18 protein-coding genes are annotated in these 17,202 nt (G+C 41.7%); 13 read left to right on the top strand and 5 right to left on the bottom strand.

Annotation, left to right across the window (positions count from 1 at the left end; genetic code table 11):
• Positions 1–2 precede the first annotated feature (2 nt).
• Positions 3–2,072, top strand: coding sequence for a M56 family metallopeptidase (locus ACN6KS_RS12780; protein WP_440962132.1), 2,070 nt, complete (start codon positions 3–5; stop codon positions 2,070–2,072).
• Positions 2,073–3,116: 1,044 nt separating this feature from the next.
• On the opposite strand, the gene ACN6KS_RS12785 is transcribed toward ACN6KS_RS12780, so the two are convergent.
• Positions 3,117–3,251 (bottom strand): hypothetical protein, encoded by a 135-nt coding sequence (locus tag ACN6KS_RS12785; protein ID WP_256990004.1) that lies wholly within the window; start codon positions 3,249–3,251, stop codon positions 3,117–3,119.
• A 202-nt stretch (positions 3,252–3,453) separates the two neighbouring features.
• Here ACN6KS_RS12785 and ACN6KS_RS12790 point away from each other — a divergent pair, with 202 nt between their 5' ends.
• Genes ACN6KS_RS12790 through ACN6KS_RS12810 form a run of 5 tightly spaced genes read left to right on the top strand, consistent with a single transcriptional unit; the run spans position 3,454 to position 8,120 of the window.
• The gene (locus ACN6KS_RS12790; RefSeq protein WP_440962395.1) at positions 3,454–4,479 is read left to right on the top strand and encodes an ABC transporter substrate-binding protein; all 1,026 of its coding nucleotides are present in this window, start codon (positions 3,454–3,456) and stop codon (positions 4,477–4,479) included.
• Positions 4,480–4,501: 22 nt separating this feature from the next.
• Positions 4,502–5,509, top strand: coding sequence for a FecCD family ABC transporter permease (locus ACN6KS_RS12795; RefSeq protein ID WP_440962133.1), 1,008 nt, complete (start codon positions 4,502–4,504; stop codon positions 5,507–5,509).
• Complete coding sequence (locus ACN6KS_RS12800) at positions 5,502–6,539, top strand: FecCD family ABC transporter permease (protein WP_440962134.1); 1,038 nt, start codon at positions 5,502–5,504, stop codon at positions 6,537–6,539. The genes ACN6KS_RS12795 and ACN6KS_RS12800 overlap by 8 nt, the downstream gene beginning before the upstream one ends.
• A gap of 19 nt (positions 6,540–6,558) precedes the next feature.
• Entirely contained in the window at positions 6,559–7,359 is an 801-nt protein-coding gene (locus ACN6KS_RS12805) for an alpha/beta hydrolase (protein ID WP_280785993.1), read from the top strand.
• Positions 7,360–7,367: 8 nt separating this feature from the next.
• Positions 7,368–8,120 carry an alpha/beta hydrolase gene (locus ACN6KS_RS12810; protein ID WP_440962135.1) on the top strand — a complete coding sequence of 251 codons (753 nt, stop codon included), beginning with the start codon at positions 7,368–7,370 and terminating at the stop codon, positions 8,118–8,120.
• A gap of 52 nt (positions 8,121–8,172) precedes the next feature.
• On the opposite strand, the gene ACN6KS_RS12815 is transcribed toward ACN6KS_RS12810, so the two are convergent.
• Together ACN6KS_RS12815 and ACN6KS_RS12820 are read right to left on the bottom strand one after the other, a co-directional pair.
• On the bottom strand, positions 8,173–8,706 hold the full coding sequence (locus tag ACN6KS_RS12815) for an SRPBCC domain-containing protein (RefSeq protein ID WP_094878077.1): 534 nt from the start codon (positions 8,704–8,706) through the stop codon (positions 8,173–8,175).
• Between the two features lie 18 nt (positions 8,707–8,724).
• Positions 8,725–9,057 (bottom strand): ArsR/SmtB family transcription factor, encoded by a 333-nt coding sequence (locus tag ACN6KS_RS12820; protein WP_440962136.1) that lies wholly within the window; start codon positions 9,055–9,057, stop codon positions 8,725–8,727.
• A gap of 292 nt (positions 9,058–9,349) precedes the next feature.
• On the opposite strand from ACN6KS_RS12820, the gene ACN6KS_RS12825 reads away from it, so the two are divergent.
• The 7 genes from ACN6KS_RS12825 to mnhG all read left to right on the top strand — a co-directional run bounded on the left by ACN6KS_RS12825 (position 9,350) and on the right by mnhG (position 15,941).
• Complete coding sequence (locus ACN6KS_RS12825; protein WP_231573438.1) at positions 9,350–9,988, top strand: universal stress protein; 639 nt, start codon at positions 9,350–9,352, stop codon at positions 9,986–9,988.
• A gap of 127 nt (positions 9,989–10,115) precedes the next feature.
• Positions 10,116–12,980, top strand: coding sequence for a Na+/H+ antiporter subunit A (locus ACN6KS_RS12830; protein ID WP_440962396.1), 2,865 nt, complete (start codon positions 10,116–10,118; stop codon positions 12,978–12,980).
• Complete coding sequence (locus tag ACN6KS_RS12835; protein ID WP_076121569.1) at positions 12,980–13,315, top strand: Na(+)/H(+) antiporter subunit C; 336 nt, start codon at positions 12,980–12,982, stop codon at positions 13,313–13,315. The genes ACN6KS_RS12830 and ACN6KS_RS12835 overlap by 1 nt, the downstream gene beginning before the upstream one ends.
• Positions 13,312–14,790, top strand: a complete 1,479-nt coding sequence (locus ACN6KS_RS12840) for a Na+/H+ antiporter subunit D (protein ID WP_440962137.1) — start codon at positions 13,312–13,314, stop codon at positions 14,788–14,790. The genes ACN6KS_RS12835 and ACN6KS_RS12840 overlap by 4 nt, the downstream gene beginning before the upstream one ends.
• 5 nt (positions 14,791–14,795) lie before the next feature.
• Positions 14,796–15,269 carry a Na+/H+ antiporter subunit E gene (locus ACN6KS_RS12845; RefSeq protein ID WP_440962138.1) on the top strand — a complete coding sequence of 158 codons (474 nt, stop codon included), beginning with the start codon at positions 14,796–14,798 and terminating at the stop codon, positions 15,267–15,269.
• Positions 15,269–15,562, top strand: a complete 294-nt coding sequence (locus ACN6KS_RS12850; protein ID WP_094873796.1) for a Na(+)/H(+) antiporter subunit F1 — start codon at positions 15,269–15,271, stop codon at positions 15,560–15,562. Before ACN6KS_RS12845 ends, ACN6KS_RS12850 begins: the two co-directional genes overlap by 1 nt.
• Positions 15,537–15,941, top strand: a complete 405-nt coding sequence (mnhG, locus tag ACN6KS_RS12855) for a monovalent cation/H(+) antiporter subunit G (RefSeq protein ID WP_256990002.1) — start codon at positions 15,537–15,539, stop codon at positions 15,939–15,941. Before ACN6KS_RS12850 ends, mnhG begins: the two co-directional genes overlap by 26 nt.
• A gap of 112 nt (positions 15,942–16,053) precedes the next feature.
• On the opposite strand, the gene ACN6KS_RS12860 is transcribed toward mnhG, so the two are convergent.
• Entirely contained in the window at positions 16,054–16,431 is a 378-nt protein-coding gene (locus ACN6KS_RS12860) for a PilZ domain-containing protein (RefSeq protein WP_440962139.1), read from the bottom strand.
• A gap of 119 nt (positions 16,432–16,550) precedes the next feature.
• The gene (locus ACN6KS_RS12865) at positions 16,551–17,132 is read right to left on the bottom strand and encodes a TetR/AcrR family transcriptional regulator (RefSeq protein WP_094873792.1); all 582 of its coding nucleotides are present in this window, start codon (positions 17,130–17,132) and stop codon (positions 16,551–16,553) included.
• Between the last annotated feature and the right edge of the window lie 70 nt (positions 17,133–17,202).

Below are 17,202 nucleotides of genomic sequence, written 5' to 3' on the forward strand. Positions count from 1 at the left end.
CGGTGGCTCAGCTGTTTGGACTTATTTTAAACATGAGCATTACGGGAAGTTATGTGATTGTGTTTATCATCGTGGCGCGGCTGTTCTTAAGAAAAGTTCCCAAAATATTCTCCTTTGCCTTATGGTCTGTGGTTTTGTTCCGACTTCTATGTCCGTTCTCGATGGAGAGTATATTTAGTTTTATCCCTTCTGAAGTCCAGAACTCACCTCTAAATAAGCTATACACACAAACGCCTCGAATCCCAAATGTAATCAACACATCCGAGCAAGCCGTAAATAATATATCACCCGTACCTATCCCCTCTACACCTGCTGTACCAAGTAGTATAATCCCTTCAAATCCTTCAGACGTGTGGATTAACATTGTCCAATATCTATGGTTGATTGGGATTGTGCTGCTGCTCATTTACTGCATTGTTACTACTATTCGACTTTCACGAAACTTAAGAGACGCAACCCCACTTTTCGAAAATGTATATGAGCATAACGGCATCTCCATACCTTTTGTATTCGGCTTCTTTAAGCCTAGAATATACCTTCCAAACGGTCTTTCCGATCATGAAAAAGCTTATATCATCAAACACGAGCAAGTGCACATACACAGGTGCGACCACATGATAAAACCTTTAGCGTTCGCTGTTCTGTGTGTACATTGGTTTAATCCATTGGTTTGGCTTGCTTTTTATCTGATGAGTGATGATATGGAGAAGTCCTGTGACGAAAGCGTCATAAGACAGATGGGCAGTGGAATTAAAAAGGAATATTCGACATCACTTTTGTCCTTATCTACTGGAAGACGGTTTATGGGTGGTTCACCACTTGCCTTTGGCGAGAGCAACACAAAAGGACGAATTAAAAATATTCTGAATTATAAAAAACCAGCCTTTTGGGTTATTTTAGTCGCAATCTTAGTCGTGGCTGCACTGTGTGTCGGGCTCATAAGTAATCCGAAAAATGATCCATTAACCGTAAAGGATTATGCCGAGCAATTTATGGAGCAGAACATTACCAGCTATGAGAACAGTACAGATATTAAAATAATTGATAGTCAAATTACTAAGCTTGAAAAAATAGCGTCATTGGACGAACTGCTTGCAACACCCTTGGAAATTTGGAGTTTAGAATATCGCTTGAAACCGGATGATCCAACTAAGCTGACGATGACGGAAAATACGGTCGATGGATTTATTACCGAAGAAGGAAGCATGGGAAAGCCGATACTTATTTTTTCCATTATGAATTCAACACCGCAGTATCTGGGCGTCATCAGGAGCGGAGAGAATGATATGTCTTCACCAGCCGGTCAAGAAATGGCAGTGCGTGTGTTTCTTGAAGCAAACCATCAGCTTCCGCATGAAACTTATAGTGGGAAGCATATTCTAGTGAAATTCCCCTTAACTACAGGCGAAACAAGCCAACTGTTGTTATCCCAACCTGTTATTCAAGGCGCTTCAGGGATTTGGAGTGTAGAGCGCTGGAAGGATTCGAACGGAAATGAGTATTACAATACACCTCAAACCGATGTTACGATAGCTGAATATTATGCCCGTCTGCAGACATTAGCTGATGAGGGGGAGGAGCCAGCACAACTTGATCCTTTACAGGTCGCAATGAATTATATAAGCAATGATATTGGAATGGGTCAGCATGTTAAGCTGGATCAGCTTGTGGTGGACAATGAGGCTACAGCTGATGATTTTGCGATCACGCCCGAGAGTATATTAATAGGCTATGTTTTTAATCTTAGCCTGGAGAATCATTCCTTTGATTTTGATAACATTGAATGGCTAACAATGGAGGATTCCGCTCGCTTTAAAGGGTTGAATATTAATCCAGATGATGATATGCCTAATGGATTTTATATCCTCAACAAATATACGTATACCGATCCATTAGAGGTTACAGAGGATACGAGATATTCTATAGTTGATGCTAATTCGGGTGCTCTAAAAGAAGTAAGCAAGCAGGAGTTTATCGAATATTTCAAGCAATATACTGATTTTATGCCCCCATGTGTGATTACTAAAAAAGACGGATATGTCACCAGCATTGCTGAGAAATATATGCCGTGAAATTTCCACTGATGAAAAAAGTTGAAGTATATTTATAGCGCAGAAGAACCCGCATGTGGTGCGGGTTCTTCTAAGTGTTCTTCAGCATGTGTATAGGTGCTGGCTCGTTTACGTTACCTTCGGCACAATGTATTCGGTTTTTCGCATACATTGGCTTAATTACGTTACCTTCGGCACAATGTATTCGGTTTTTCGCATACATTTGGCTTATTGCGTTACCTTCGGCACAATGTATTCGGTTATTCGCATACATTTGGCTCGTTTACATTGCCTTCGGCACAATGTATTCGGTTATTCGCATACATTTGGCTATTTACGTTACCTTCGGCACAATGTATTCGGTTTTTCGCATACATTTGGCTTATGCGTTACCTTCGGCACAATGTATTCGGTTTTTCACATACATTTGGGTCGTTTACGTTACCTTCGGCACAATGTATTCGGTTTTTCGCATACATTGGCTTAATTACATTACCTTCGGCACAATGTATTCGGTTTTTCGCATACATTGGCTTAATTACGTTACCTTCGGCACAATGTATTCGGTTTTTCACATACATTTGGGTCGTTTACGTTACCTTCGGCACAATGTATTCGGTTTTTCGCATACATTTGGCTTAATTACGTTACCTTCGGCACAATGTATTCGGTTTTTCGCATACATTTGGCTTATTGCGTTACCTTCGGCACAATGTATTCGGTTATTCGCATACATTGGCTTATTTACGCTACCTTCGGCACAATGTATTCGGTTATTCGCATACATTGGCTTAATTACGTTACCTTCGGCACAATGTATTCGGTTATTCGCATACATTTGTCCGTAAGCTCGACTAAAACATGTATTCTAAGGATTTAAGATCCGCTCGGCCCGTCATCCCAAAGAGGCGTGTGCTTAATTAAAAACAGGGCTCCCCATGGCCAACAGTAGAATATAGGCCCATCCCTTGAGTTCATTTCACATTTCTCCGCAATCTAGAAATTTCAAAAATTCTATTATAGCAAGTATAAACGCCTTCGGTGTTCTTAATAGGACGGTAGAGTCTAGGCCATTGGCAGATCCAACTGTTTACGAAACTTATTCCGAACTACGACAGAGAGTGCATCTAGCTCGACAAGCTCTGTCAGAGCGTACGCCTCTTGAAGACCAACCTGCATTAGATGCAGTATATGTGACACGGATGCACCGCCAGCTCCATTTTCTTTTTTAACAATTACGTCACCTACGGAAATTTCTCCCTTTATACTGATCTGACAATTTACAAAATTTCAACTATTTAAAGAAAGGTATTGATAATTATTCTCATATGATTTAATATGATAACGATTCTCATTATCATTTCTTAGAATTAAGGAATGATAAAAAAATATAGATGGGGAGATAGAAAATGATCAGAAAAAAGTTTTATTAGCAGGGGTATCAGCAGTATTAGCTTTGAGTTTGGCAGCTTGTGGGAACGATGCAAAGGACAACGCGGCTTCAGAAAAAAGTGGAAATAATGCTGCAGTAGCAACAGAGGGAAATGCAAATAACAAAGGAAATGCGGCGGCAGCAGAGACAGTTGCCACTGAACAAACCATTACATATCTAGGTAAGGATTATGTAGTACCTGCAGAGATTCAAAATATCGTAGCTGCAAGTCTGGAATCTATGGAAGATGCTGCAATCCTAGGAGTGAAACCTGTAGGCGTACTTGCAATAGCAAATGCCATTCCAGGTTATCTGTCAACTGAATTAGCTGGTGCATCTTTAGTGGGGGATAAATTTGCTCCGAGCAATGAGGCGATCTTGCAGCTAGATCCAGATGTTATTTTAGGGTCTTCCAAGTTTGGTGAAGATGTATCGGGTGCGCTTAATAAAATTCAAACGATGATTCCTTATTCACATATCTCAACAAACTGGAAAGATAACTTGCGCTTATTAGGTCAATTATCCGGTAAGTCAGCAGATGCGGAAAAGATTATTAGCGATTATGAATCTAAAGCCGCGGGTGCAAAGGCTGAGATTGGAGAAAAACTGAAAGATAAATCCATTCTTGTAATCCGTATTCGTCAGGGCAGCATGTGTGTATATCCTGCTGGCGTTTATCTAAATCCGGTTATTTACGAAGATTTAGGTGCTACCATTCCCGAAGTAATAACAACTACTAAAGCTCAAGCTGAGCTTTCACTAGAAGCTTTAGCGGAAATTAATCCGGACTATATTTTCTTGCAGTTTGAGACCAGTGAGAATACGGATAATGCAACAGCACTTGATGATTTACTTAAGAATCCGATCTTCAAAAGCGTGAATGCAGTCAAAAACAATCATGTCTTTGTAAATGCAATTGATCCTTTGGCGCAAGGTGGTACGGCTTGGTCTAAAGTAAGATTCTTGGATACTGCAATTGAAAACCTGTTGAAGTAAAACTGAAGGTGCGATGAATAAGATGAATACAAAAAATTGGAAAGTTATATTGATCCTATCAACTTCTCCATTATTCATCGTATTAGCAATGGTTGTATCCGTCTTATATGGTGTTAAGGATATTGGAATAGCAACAATCTGGCAGGCGATTACACACTTCGACGCAAATAATGTGGACCACAACATTATTATGACATCTAGATTACCGCGTGTAATCGCCGCTTTATTAGTTGGAGCGGCCCTGGCTGTTTCAGGGGCATTAATGCAAGGCGTTACACGGAATTATCTTGCATCACCATCGATTATGGGAGTAAATGACGGATCGGCATTTGTTATTACGTTGGCTATGGTGTTTTATCCTGGATTATCGAATGTTCATATGATTCTTTTATCCATGGTGGGTTCCGCTATCGGAGCGGGGTTGGTTTTCGGATTTGGCTCATTGGTCAAAAACGGCTTATCTCCAGTCAGACTAGCCATTATTGGTACTGTAATTGGTACATTTTTAAGTAGTATTGCCTCAGCAGTAGCGATGTTTTTTCAAGTCTCACAAAATGTTAGCGTTTGGTATAGCTCAAAAATACATACTGTAAATCCGGATATGCTAATATTGTCCATTCCCTTTATAATCGTTGGTCTGCTCTTGGCGGTTAGTATTTCTAAATCTGTAATGGTTGCCTCCCTAGGGGATGAAACAGCAATTAGCTTGGGTCAACGGACAAAATGGGTGAAAATCATCAGTATTTTATCTGTTATATGTCTGACCGGAACAGCAGTGGCCTTAGTAGGTAAGATTGCCTTTGTTGGTCTAATTATTCCTCATATTACACGTTTTATAGTTGGTATCGACTATCGTTTCATCATTCCTTGCTCAGCAGTCATTGGGGCTGTTTTTTTAGCATTTTGTGATGTCTTAAGCCGGTATATTAACTTTCCGTTTGAAACGCCAATTGGCGTTGTGACCGCCTTTATTGGCATCCCGTTCTTCCTTTATTTAATTCGGGTTAAAGGGGGAGAGCAGCGTGGATAGAGGGAAAGTACAGTATAGTCGCTATCTATTGACGCTACTAGCTTTTATTCTGCTTACGCTTGTGGCGGGGTATTTTCATCTAACGAATGGCGCATTTGATATGTCTGTCATGGATGTGATAAAAACGCTGCTGCGAATCCATCCCAATCCTAAATTTGAACTGGTTATTTTTCAATTTCGATTGCCGCGGATCATTATTGCGTCATTAGTAGGCATAGGTCTGGGGATGGCTGGAACGGTCATTCAAGGCATTACCCGAAACGGGCTGGCTGATCCAGGTATCCTTGGGATTAATGCAGGTGCCGGAGCTGCCATCGTTGCATTTATGTTTTTCTTTCAGATGTCAGGGGTTACTTTTTTTAAAGAAAGCTGGTTTTCGATACTAGCCATGCCACTCTTTGGTTTTGTGGGGGGGCTTGCCGCAGTTGTGGTTATCTTTATTTTCTCTTGGCGGAATGGTGCGCTTGATATGCAACGTTTGATATTGACAGGGATCGCGATAAGCAGTGGTTTTGGGGCGTTGTCGTTGTATCTTTCTTTAAAAATGAATGCAAGTGATTACGAAATGGCTGCGGTATGGAGTGTTGGAAGTATTTACAGCGCGAATTGGACTTATATCATAATGATCACACCTTGGGTGCTGATTTTAGGATTTGTAATGTATCGAAAAAGCTACTTGCTCAATTATTTTCAATTGGAGGATTCCAGCACAAAAAGCTTGGGAATCTCCGTAGAAAAAGAAAAGCTAATCTTTCTGTTATGCAGTGTAGGAATTGTAAGTGTATGTGTGTCTGTGTCCGGTTCTATAGGTTTTATAGGATTGATGGCTCCTCACATCGCTAGAAGATTAGTAGGGATTAATCACCGCTATATTATGTTATCCAGTGCAGTGGTTGGGATGTTCTTGCTTGTGATCTCGGATTATTTTGCCAAAACATTATTTCAGCCAGCAGAGTTACCTGTGGGAATAGTCGTTTCGATTATTGGCATTCCTTATTTCTTATATTTATTAGCCAAGTCTAGAGTGTAGGGGAGAGTGAGCAGCACATATGTCAACACAAGTTGAACTCGAACACACAGAATCATGGAAACTAGAATCTCAGTATATGGGTTACACGTATGATATAAAGGTCTCACTTCCGAGAGTAGAAGCACCTGAGAAGGGATTTCCTGTCTATTACATGCTCGATGGAAATTCATATTTTCAATTGGGCCGGGATGTCGTGAAATTGCAGTCCAGAAATGCGCCGAAAACTTTGATTGCACCAGCCATCGTGATTGGTATTGGGCATTATGGTTCAGACGATGAGGTTTCTAAAAGAAGATTTTATGATTTCACGCCTACTGCGGAGCAGTATGTATATCCAGATCGTTTGAAAAATGCTGACTTAGGGCCACATGGTGGTGCCGAGAAGCTCTTATCTTTTTTAGAGTTAGAATTGATGCCGCTGATCGCTAAAAATTATAATGTCGATCCACAGAAGCAAGCCTTGTTTGGTCACTCATTAAGCGGTTTGTTTGTCCTATGGACACTATTCACTCGTGCGGAGTTATTCCAGTATTATTTGGCTTCTAGCCCGTCGATTTGGTGGAATGATCATGAAATCCTGGCCTATGCGGATCAATGGTGCAATCAGGGTCACATGACAAGACCCGAGCAACGAAAGCTGTTGATCACAGTGGGCAGTGAAGAGGCGTTTATGGTCGATGATGCTAAAGGATTATTTTCAAAATTGTGTGAGTATTCTTTGCCGAATTTACAGGTTGAGCATTACGTAGCGCCAGATGAAAACCACGCGTCAGTAGTGCCGACCATCATGAGCAGAGCGTTCCGTCTGTTGAATAGTTAAGGAGGGGGATGAAGAAAATCATGTTAGGAGAACTAACTACCTTCGAACATATGGGGCGACAAATCACCGTGTATCTTCCTAAAGCATATCAATCGTTTACAGAACGAAGCTTCCCCGCGGTTTTCTTACAGGATGGCGATTTTTTGTTCAAAGAATCGATTGCAGCTATAGAAAATGATGTGGAAGAGGGGATTACGGATCCGGTTATTTTTATCGGGATTGATTCTCAGCATCGTAATGATGAATATACACCTTGGGAAATGTCTGCTCTTTTTAAGGATTGGTCTTTTGGGGGCAAGGGGGATGCCTATTTAGATTACGTCTATCAGAATCTTGTTCCATATATTAAAAGTGCATATCGCATCTCTCAAGAGCCAGGCAAATTGGCATTAGGCGGTGTTTCATTAGGTGGATTAATAAGTCTGTATGCGATGTACAGGACGGAGCCGATTTTTGATAACTTTATACTCATATCTGCGTCTGTGTGGTTTAAAGATTTTATCGATTACATGGAGATTACAAGGTTAGATCGGGAATGCAAAGTTTATATGTATGTAGGTGAACAGGAAGGTATCCAGAAGACTAATGCACAGAAGGACATGGTCCCTAATAGCAAACGTGCTTTTAATCTTTTAAAAGAGAAGATAGATGTAGCGGATCATCGTGTGAAGTTTGAGACAGATCCACTGGGAACGCATAATGACACCTTTTTCCTACAATATTTTCCGAATAGCATCAGATTCTTGTTTCCCGTAAAATGATAAAAAGGACGAGCAGGAGGGAGTATCCTTGCATCGTCCTATTTTCACGGCTTTAGTTGCTCTTCTGTAAATTCTCAAGATGTACGTCCAGATTATCAAAGGTTTGAGAGATACCCGGCAGCATCCCCATATCAATCACTTGTTGTAACGCTTCTGGAGAAGCGTATTTACCGGTGTTTACCAGCTTCGTTTGACCAGCCAGCTCGATAAAATCTAGTTGTACAAGCGTTTCAGGCAGATCTTTCGAAATATTACCCTCTGCATCTGAGAACCAGTCCGTATAAATAATTTGCTCCGGAAACGTAATTTCCCGATAAAGCGCTTTGCCCCATGACTCCATACCGTAAAAATCACCCTGATTCTTATCCTCGCATTTCATGCAATAATGCCAAGTCCCCCCTGGACGGAAATCGACATGACATACGGGAATCGTCCAACCTTTAGGCCCCCACCAATGCTTCAAATGCTCAGCCTCAGAAAAAGCCTTAAAAACTAGCTCACGTGGAGCTTTAAAAATACGCTCTAAGATTAGTGTGCTGCCTTCAACTTTGTGTACTAGGTGGTTGGTTTGGTTAGAATTTGTCATGGGATAGATCCTCCTCGTTTACTTTTCCTTATCTGATTCCTTGCTTTGTAGCTTCTGCAAATAATCATCCAGTCGATCGTAGCGTTCCTCCCACATATGGCGGTAGGATTCTAACCAAATGTCTATTTCCTTAAATGGTTCAGGTCGGAGCTTGCAAATACGCCGATTAGCAACTGCTTGCACTTCAATAAGCCCCGCTTCACTGAGTACACGCAAATGCTTAGACGCTTGAGGCTGCCGCAGCTGAAGATTTTCCGCGATCTCTCCAACGGTTAGGGGGCTATCGCGTAATAGTTCAACGATCTGCATGCGGTGAGGCTCAGCTAAGGCACTCATTACGTTAGTATTCATAAACAAAAATCACTTCGATTCATTGAATTGATTCGTATTTCCTATTCGTGATTACAATATACCATTATGCGAATATTCCTGTAAAGGTATATTTAGAATTTTCATTGTATGATAACTTCAAAAGAAGGGCATAGTACAAGCATTAAGAAGAAAAATGTTCCATGATAACCACTAAACTTTACAAAAAACATAGGAATAGATATAATTAAGTATAACTTATCGGTTTTTGATGTACGCAAGGGGCCTAACGCCAGTAGGCTCCTTTTGTATTTCTTGGCCATGTTACAGGAGGGTGAAGGTCATACACAATGAAAAAATTATGGTTTGTGTTCATTATGGTCCGCATGGGGAGCGTTTAATCCGGCGTGGTGTGCAACTGTCTGAAATAATAGGGGCCCCATTGTTTGTATTAAATGTCGATAGTTCGGACAATGATGAATATAATCAGAGCAAAGAAATGTATATGACGGTTTGGAAACGTCTTGCCGATGAAGCTGGCGCAGAGTTTATCATTCGGAAACGTGAAGGCCGTAAAACAACTGATATTATTGTAGAAGTAGCTGAAAAGAATGAGGTTACACAGATTGTCATCGGACAATCTGCCCAGACTCGATGGCAGGAGCTTACCAAACGTAATTTCATCAATGAACTCATTGGTAAAATGAAAATGATGGATCTGCATGTCGTGGCCGTTCAACGGATGCGCGCCGGGTTGGAAGAAACCCATGAGGAAGGTGTAATCGCCTACCTGGTCAAAATTGGGGATGAGTATCAGCTCAGTGATGAACCCAAGGGAGAATATTCGCTTAAAGGAAAGTTCTTTCACGAATTACACACAGAATTTGAGAACGGTTTATTCAGAATTGAGCAAGAAGATGGAAAGGCTAGATATTTGCATATTTGTGATGGCACATTGACCGATTCTTTATAATCGGGCGTGCCCTTATCTTCATGAGGGCCTATTATTAAGGGCCCTTCCAATCATATGATCTTTGGCTTTTGGTAAAAAAGTAAGTACTAAAGTTCACAACTTGATAAGCTCAAGTGGAAAAGGAGGACTGCCTTTGCTGCATGTAATCATACTTGTTCCGTTTCTAATGGCCTTAGTAATCGCACTTTTGACCAAGAGAGCATCCAACCTTCATAGAGGATGGCTTGTTTTCCCCGGTTCGCTCGCTTTGTTTGTATATTTTTTAACCCGGATTCCCGTGATTAAGGGAGGGGATTTGGGATATGAAACCGTTTCGTGGATTCCTTCCCTAGGGATTGACTTGGTTTTCCATCTGGATGGATTAAGTTTACTCTTCGCTTTGTTAATCACTGGAATGGGTAGTCTTGTAATTATCTATTCGATTTATTATCTAGACAAGCGAAAAGAAGCGTTGACCCCTTTTTATATTTATTTAATGTTGTTTATGGGAGCGATGCTTGGCGTTGTGCTCTCGGATAACTTGATGGTGCTATACGGTTTTTGGGAATTAACAAGTGTCTCGTCATTTCTGTTGATTGCTTTTTGGCATCGGCGGCAAAAATCGCGGTATGGTGCTTTGAAATCTATGTTGATTACCGTATTTGGTGGTTTAGCGATGTTTGCCGGCTTTTTAATGCTGTATGTGATGACAGGCACCTTTAGTATTCGGGAAATTTGGAGCGAGGTTGGAGATATTAGTGGGCATGCGTTGTTTATTCCAGCGATGCTATTAATTCTATTAGGTGCATTTACCAAATCAGCGCAGTTCCCGTTCCATATCTGGCTGCCGGATGCCATGGAGGCACCGACACCCGTAAGCGCATATCTTCACTCAGCAACGATGGTTAAAGCTGGATTGTATCTTGTCGCCCGTTTCAGCCCTATTTTTGCGGGGCAATATGAGTGGTTCTGGATTGTGTCAGGCGTCGGTTTGATCACCTTGATCTATGGTTCGATCCAGGCGATGAAGCAGACGGACCTGAAGGCTCTATTAGCCTATTCAACAATTAGTCAACTTGGACTGATTATGGGATTGCTGGGAATGGGATCGGCAGCGGCATTTTATATAGGGGAAGAAGCTGTCTTTTATACTGCTGCAACAACAGCGGCTATCTTTCATCTTATTAACCATGCTATCTTTAAAGGCTCATTGTTTATGATGGTCGGTATAGTTGACCATGAGACGGGTACCCGCGACCTGCGAAAGCTGGGCGGACTGATTTCCATTATGCCGGTTACCTTTACGGTAGCGATGATCGGCAGTTTCTCGATGGCTGGTTTGCCGCCATTTTCCGGGTTCTTAAGTAAAGAGATGTTTTTTACAGCTGTTCTGAATATCCGAAACCTGGATATATTCTCTATTCCCTCGTTGTTTACGCTCTTCCCGGTTTTGGCCTGGATTGCCAGCGTGTTTACTTTTGCATACAGTATGATTTTGGTATTCCACACCTTTTTCGGAAAATATCAGCCTGAGAAGCTGGACAAAAAACCGCATGAAGCGCCATTTGGACTTCTGCTTGCCCCGTGCCTGCTTGCAGTGCTGTCTATATTTATTGGTTTTTTCCCGAATATTTTATCTAATACACTTATTATCCCTGCAATGAATGCTATTCACCCTATCTTGCAGACCGGGGAACCTTTTGTTGTGAATATCCATTTCTGGCACGGCTGGACACCAGAAGTATGGATGACACTTGGTGTTGTGATTCTTGGTATTACTGTATACCGAATCTATGGCCGCTTAAGTCTGGTCGATAAAGAATGGGGCAGTGGCTACACTTTAAATCAAGTCTATGACGGAGTAATCCGGCTGGTTGAGAAATTGTCTAGATGGGTGACTGGTTCTTATATGACTGGTTCCATGAGACATTATTTAATGTATATTTTTTCCTTCTTGATCGTAACGATTTGCGGTGTCGTCTGGTATTCAGATGGAATTACACTTGGTACGACGGAGTATACTCCTTTTTCTTTGTTTGAGGTTATTGCTGTAATGGTTTTGCTTCTAGGTGCTTTAGCTATTCCGTTTGTACGTTCGAGAATAACAGCCATTTTGTTAACAGGAATGGTTGGTTATATGGTTACTTTGCTCTTTGTTCTGTTCAGAGCTCCTGATCTGGCGCTTACACAAATGATTGTTGAAGTGGTATCTGTTACCTTGTTCCTGCTATGTTTCCGGCATTTGCCTAGGCTGGAAAAAGAGAAGCTCAAGCCTCGTGCGCATTTCCTTAAACTTATTATTTCCATCGGGATGGGCGTAACGATGACATTGGTTGCACTTGCTGCTTTAGGCAGTAGTCCGTTCGAATCCATCTCGAAATATTATGTGGAGAATAGTTATACTTTGGGTGGCGGTAAAAATATTGTCAATGTTCTGCTCGTTGATTTCCGCGGCTTTGATACTATGTTTGAAATAACAGTACTAGGCCTCGCCTCACTTGCTATTTATTCCATGATCAAGCTGCAGTTGGATGGAGAGGGTACAGCATCCCAACTGAAGAGGGTTGTTCCCTATAATAAGCCTCGTTATTCTCGAAGTGATGATGTGTTACTACAAGCGGTAGCTAAAGTAGCATTCGTTATCATTCTGATATTTTCGTTGTTTTTGTTTTTTGCCGGTCATAATAATCCGGGAGGCGGATTTATTGGGGCTTTGATGGCTTCTGCAGGTTTGGTGCTGCTTGCTATTACTTTTGGGATGGATATGGTTGAGAAGGTGCTGCCTATTAATTATCGTAAGTTAATTGCGATCGGGATTTCGATTGCTTTTCTTACCGGGGTTGGCTCATTTATATTCGGCGTACCCTTTCTGAGCCAAACGTTTGGATATTTCCAATTGCCGCTTATGGGCAAAACAGAACTAACCACTGCAATGTTCTTTGATCTTGGTGTTTATCTAGCTGTTATTGGTGTCACTATGAATATCATACTTACGATCGGGAGGGATAGCTAATGGAGCTCGTTGTTGCCTTGGCGATCGGCGTATTGTTTTCCGTAGGTGTGTATCTAGTCCTTTCCAAAAGCTTGCTACGCATCCTACTGGGTACTAATTTGATTACCCATGGTGTTCATTTACTGCTGCTGACGATGTCGGGTCTCAAGACAGGGGCTCCACCATTGCTTGGTGAAAAAGCAGAGGCATATGTAGACCCGTTACCACAGGCGCTCATTTTGACCTCAATTGTAATTAGTTTTGGAGTAACAGCATTCTTCATTGTTTTGGCATACCGGACTTACCGTTCGACGGGTACGGATGATGTGGAAGGCACCAAGGAGGAGAGACAATGAACAACTTGCTAGTGCTGCCTCTGCTGATTCCGGCCTTTACGGCAGTGATATTGATTTTTCTAAAAGAACGAGTGGACCTGCAGCGTATGATCAGTGCCGTCAGTGTGTTTTTAAATATCTTGGTTGCTGGAATTATTGTGTATCAGGTAGGTACAAACGGAATCCAAACCCTAAATATGGGTGGATGGCTTCCGCCATACGGGATTGTGTTTGTTGCCGATATGTTTGCGGCCTTACTTGTGTTAATCGGCGCTATCGTTGGTGCAGCTTGCTTATTTTTTTCCTTCGCGAGTATTGGGGAAGAAAGAGAACGGTTTTATTACTATCCGTTTTTCCATTTCCTATTAACTGGGGTGTTTGGCTCCTTTCTCACCGGAGATCTATTTAACTTGTTCGTCTGTTTTGAGGTCCTGTTAGTTGCCTCGTATGCTTTAATTGTACTTGGTGGCTCCAAAGGTCAACTGAGAGAGACGTTAAAATATGTATTAGTTAACGTGATTTCCTCTTCCTTGTTTGTAGCAACGCTTGCTTATTTATATGCCGCGACAGGAACGCTGAATATGGCACATCTATCTATGCGTGTAGCGGAAGCGGGACAAGGCGGTGTCATGAACGTCATTGCGGTTCTGCTGCTGATCGTATTTTCGATAAAGGCGGGTTTGCTGCTCTTTTTCTGGCTTCCGGATTCTTATAGCGCACCACCAGTGGCTGTTAGAGCACTGTTTGGGGCCTTGTTAACGAAAGTAGGATTGTATGCAATTACACGTACTTTTACATTGATTTTTGTTCAAGACCCGGGACTCACCCATACACTGATCGCCTGGATGGCGGGAGCGACGATGATCCTTGGTGCAATCGGTGCACTGGCTTACAACGATCTGGGGCGGATTTTTAATTATAATATCATTATCAGTGTTGGGTTTATTGCTTTTGGGATTTCTGTCGCGACTCAGGATTCGTTAAATGGTGTAGTGTTCTATTTAATGCATGACATGGTTGCCAAGGCATTATTATTTTTCCTGGGCGGGATGATAATCTCGGCATCGGGCACCGACCGCTTAAAAGAAATGGGTGGTTTAATCCGACGTTATCCGTGGACCGGCTGGATGTTTTTTGTACTGACTTTGGCATTGGTTGGTGTTCCGCCTCTTAGTGGTTTCGCTGGAAAAGTTATGATGGTACGTAGTGGATTTGGACAGGATCACGTGGCTCTTGCGCTGATTGCACTCGCATCCAGCTTCGTAGTGTTATATTCCTTGATCAAAGTATTCCAGCAGGTATTCTGGGGTGGCGAGAAAAGGGAAGAACAAGTCAAACCGCTTCATTATAAAGCTATGATGGCACCGGCGGCTGTACTGTTTGCGATTGTAATTCTGATGGGTGTAGGTGCTGAGACGGTAAATGGATACGTCAGCCAAGCCGGAGCTGTACTGGCTGATCCTGCACTTTACATTAACGCTGTCATGAAGGAGTAGATACTATGGCATTTCAACTATTATTGAATTTCATGATAGCATTCCTGTGGATGTTTCTGCACAATGACTGGACTGGTCCGCGTTTTGTCATTGGTTTTCTGCTCGGTATACTCATTCTGCTCGGAATGCGTCGTTTTTGGCCCAGGTTATATCTCGGAAAAGTGTGGGCGATCCTTAAGCTAATCCTGTTGCTGCTGCGGGAGCTGATCGTTTCTAGTTATGTAGTGGTAAAAGCCGTTCTAAGACCGGAGCTTAATATACGTCCAGCTATTCTCAAATATACTACAGAGCTGAAATCAGATTGGGAAGTGGCTACATTGATCACATTGCTCTGCCTAACGCCTGGATCGGTGGTACTTGAAGTATCGGATGATAATCGGACATTGTATATTCATGCCATGGATGTTGAAGACCCTGCACAGTTCAGAGCCAATATCCGTGATACCTTTGAGCATGCGATACTGGAGGTGACCCGCTAATGATCCATTTTATTCTTATGTTATCCATTACGATCATGGCTGTAGCAATAGGCGTATGTGCTTGGCGTCTGGTGAAGGGACCTTCCTTGCCTGACCGCGTGGCTGCACTGGATACGATCGGAATTAATCTGTTAGCCATGGTGGCCGTTTTATCGGTCTTTCTCCAAACACAGGCTTTTATAGAAATTATTTTGTTGATTGGAATTCTTTCCTTTATCGGAACGACAGCCTTTGCCAGATATATCGAAAAGGGAGTGGTGCTAGAAAATGGAAATGATCAAGACTACAGGTGAGTTGCTGTTTGCCTTGTTAATTCTTATAGGGGCATTGCTTAGCGCTGTAAGTGCTATTGGTTTGATTCGGCTGCCTGATGTATATCTAAGATCACATGCTGCCGCGAAGAGTGCCACTCTCGGTGTTTTATGTGTCTTGGTTGGGGCATTTCTATATTTTGCATTTTTTCAGGATCATATTAGTGCAAAGCTATTATTAGGAATTGTCTTTGTATTTATAACTGCGCCTTTATCCGCCCATCTAACAGGTAGAGCAGCATATCGTTCCGGTGTTCCTCACTGGGACCGGAGAATTCAGGATGATTTAAAAGAGGTGCTGGAGAAAGAGCAAGTTATACCAGTAACCCCTGAAGGAGATATACCTCAAGAACAAAGGTAGAAGTGTTAGGAATTGTCTTGATTTTCAATAACAGCAGCAAAAACTAAAACAAACCCGCATCTACACGCGGGTTTGTTTTTTATTAATGGAGTACTATTCTTTTGTTTACATCTCAACGAACCAATATTTTTCCTTCTCCAGCGAGCCTGCGTAGCACCCTTGGAAGAAACTCAATGTCTGCTTCAGGAATGTCTAATTGAATACCGTAATGGAAACAGTCCTGCTGTTCTCTATTCCATTTTAGAACTCCTTCTAAGTAAATAGATTCATCCGTAAGATTCATTTCCATACCAATCCGTATTAGATTATTCTCTGGATTAATGTTGAGGGGTAACGATAAGTGGCAGCCTGTTCGACTGATGTTGAACAGTACAGCTCTTACAGGCTTAGAAGGAACCTGGATTCCGTTAATACTAAGAATATGAAGATCAAGGGTTACAGGTTCTTTAAGGGTATATCGAAAAGGTTCAGTTCTGCGATTAGTGTTCATATGCTCCTCCATACTTTTCCATCTACTATAAATTATCGACAGGAAAACAGGATTAGTGAAGAGTTATTAAACATATTAAAGATTCGAAGTTACAAAAGCTGCATACCTGATTTTTGATTTTATCGTAACAATGTAAGTATTTCTTTTACAGAATTATCTACAAATGATCTTTCAGGACGGGATTTCATGATCACAGTAAGTCCAATTAATGATATGACTAGTGTCTGCGCTAAACTCTTTGCGTTAATAGCGGGATCAAGCTCACCTGAGCGCAAACCTCGATCAATCGTTTCTTGAAATATTACCGAGAGATACATCTGGTGTTCTCTTGTTAGGAGCTCAAATTTCTCATCGTGGGGTGAAAGTTCAACCATTGAATTAATGCAAAAGCATCCCCAGTTCGGATTTTGTCCATATTCTTTTGCTACTATATTTTCGAAAAAGTCACGGAATGCCTCTTTAACAGAAGAATTGTTTTGAAGCTTGTTACGAACATAGGCAGCATGAGAACTCGTATATTTCCGCAACGCAGCTTCAAATAGTCCTTTTTTATCTCCGAAGGTAGAGTAGATGCTAGGCCGTTGAATACCCATTCTTGATGTCAGGTCGCTTAAAGAGGTAGCCTCGAACCCTTTTTCCCAAAATACTTTCATAGCAGCATCTAATGCTTTTTCCTCATCAAATTCACGTGGTCGAGCCATACTAACTCCCTCTTTTCATATCGAACAGTATGATATTATTTTATGGTTTGAATCTTAGTATGTCAATTAA

Source organism: Paenibacillus nitricinens (assembly GCF_052056485.1).
GTDB lineage: Bacteria > Bacillota > Bacilli > Paenibacillales > Paenibacillaceae > Paenibacillus_AQ > Paenibacillus_AQ nitricinens.

Coding starts and splice junctions, on each gene's coding strand:
- ACN6KS_RS12840 (WP_440962137.1), top strand. CDS start 13,312: ATGAACAACTTGCTAGTGCTGCCTCTGCTGATTCCGGCCTTTACGGCA.
- ACN6KS_RS12820 (WP_440962136.1), bottom strand. CDS start 9,057: ATGAATACTAACGTAATGAGTGCCTTAGCTGAGCCTCACCGCATGCAG.
- mnhG (WP_256990002.1), top strand. CDS start 15,537: ATGGAAATGATCAAGACTACAGGTGAGTTGCTGTTTGCCTTGTTAATT.
- ACN6KS_RS12850 (WP_094873796.1), top strand. CDS start 15,269: ATGATCCATTTTATTCTTATGTTATCCATTACGATCATGGCTGTAGCA.
- ACN6KS_RS12795 (WP_440962133.1), top strand. CDS start 4,502: ATGAATACAAAAAATTGGAAAGTTATATTGATCCTATCAACTTCTCCA.
- ACN6KS_RS12835 (WP_076121569.1), top strand. CDS start 12,980: ATGGAGCTCGTTGTTGCCTTGGCGATCGGCGTATTGTTTTCCGTAGGT.
- ACN6KS_RS12805 (WP_280785993.1), top strand. CDS start 6,559: ATGTCAACACAAGTTGAACTCGAACACACAGAATCATGGAAACTAGAA.
- ACN6KS_RS12845 (WP_440962138.1), top strand. CDS start 14,796: ATGGCATTTCAACTATTATTGAATTTCATGATAGCATTCCTGTGGATG.
- ACN6KS_RS12810 (WP_440962135.1), top strand. CDS start 7,368: ATGAAGAAAATCATGTTAGGAGAACTAACTACCTTCGAACATATGGGG.
- ACN6KS_RS12865 (WP_094873792.1), bottom strand. CDS start 17,132: ATGGCTCGACCACGTGAATTTGATGAGGAAAAAGCATTAGATGCTGCT.
- ACN6KS_RS12860 (WP_440962139.1), bottom strand. CDS start 16,431: ATGAACACTAATCGCAGAACTGAACCTTTTCGATATACCCTTAAAGAA.
- ACN6KS_RS12815 (WP_094878077.1), bottom strand. CDS start 8,706: ATGACAAATTCTAACCAAACCAACCACCTAGTACACAAAGTTGAAGGC.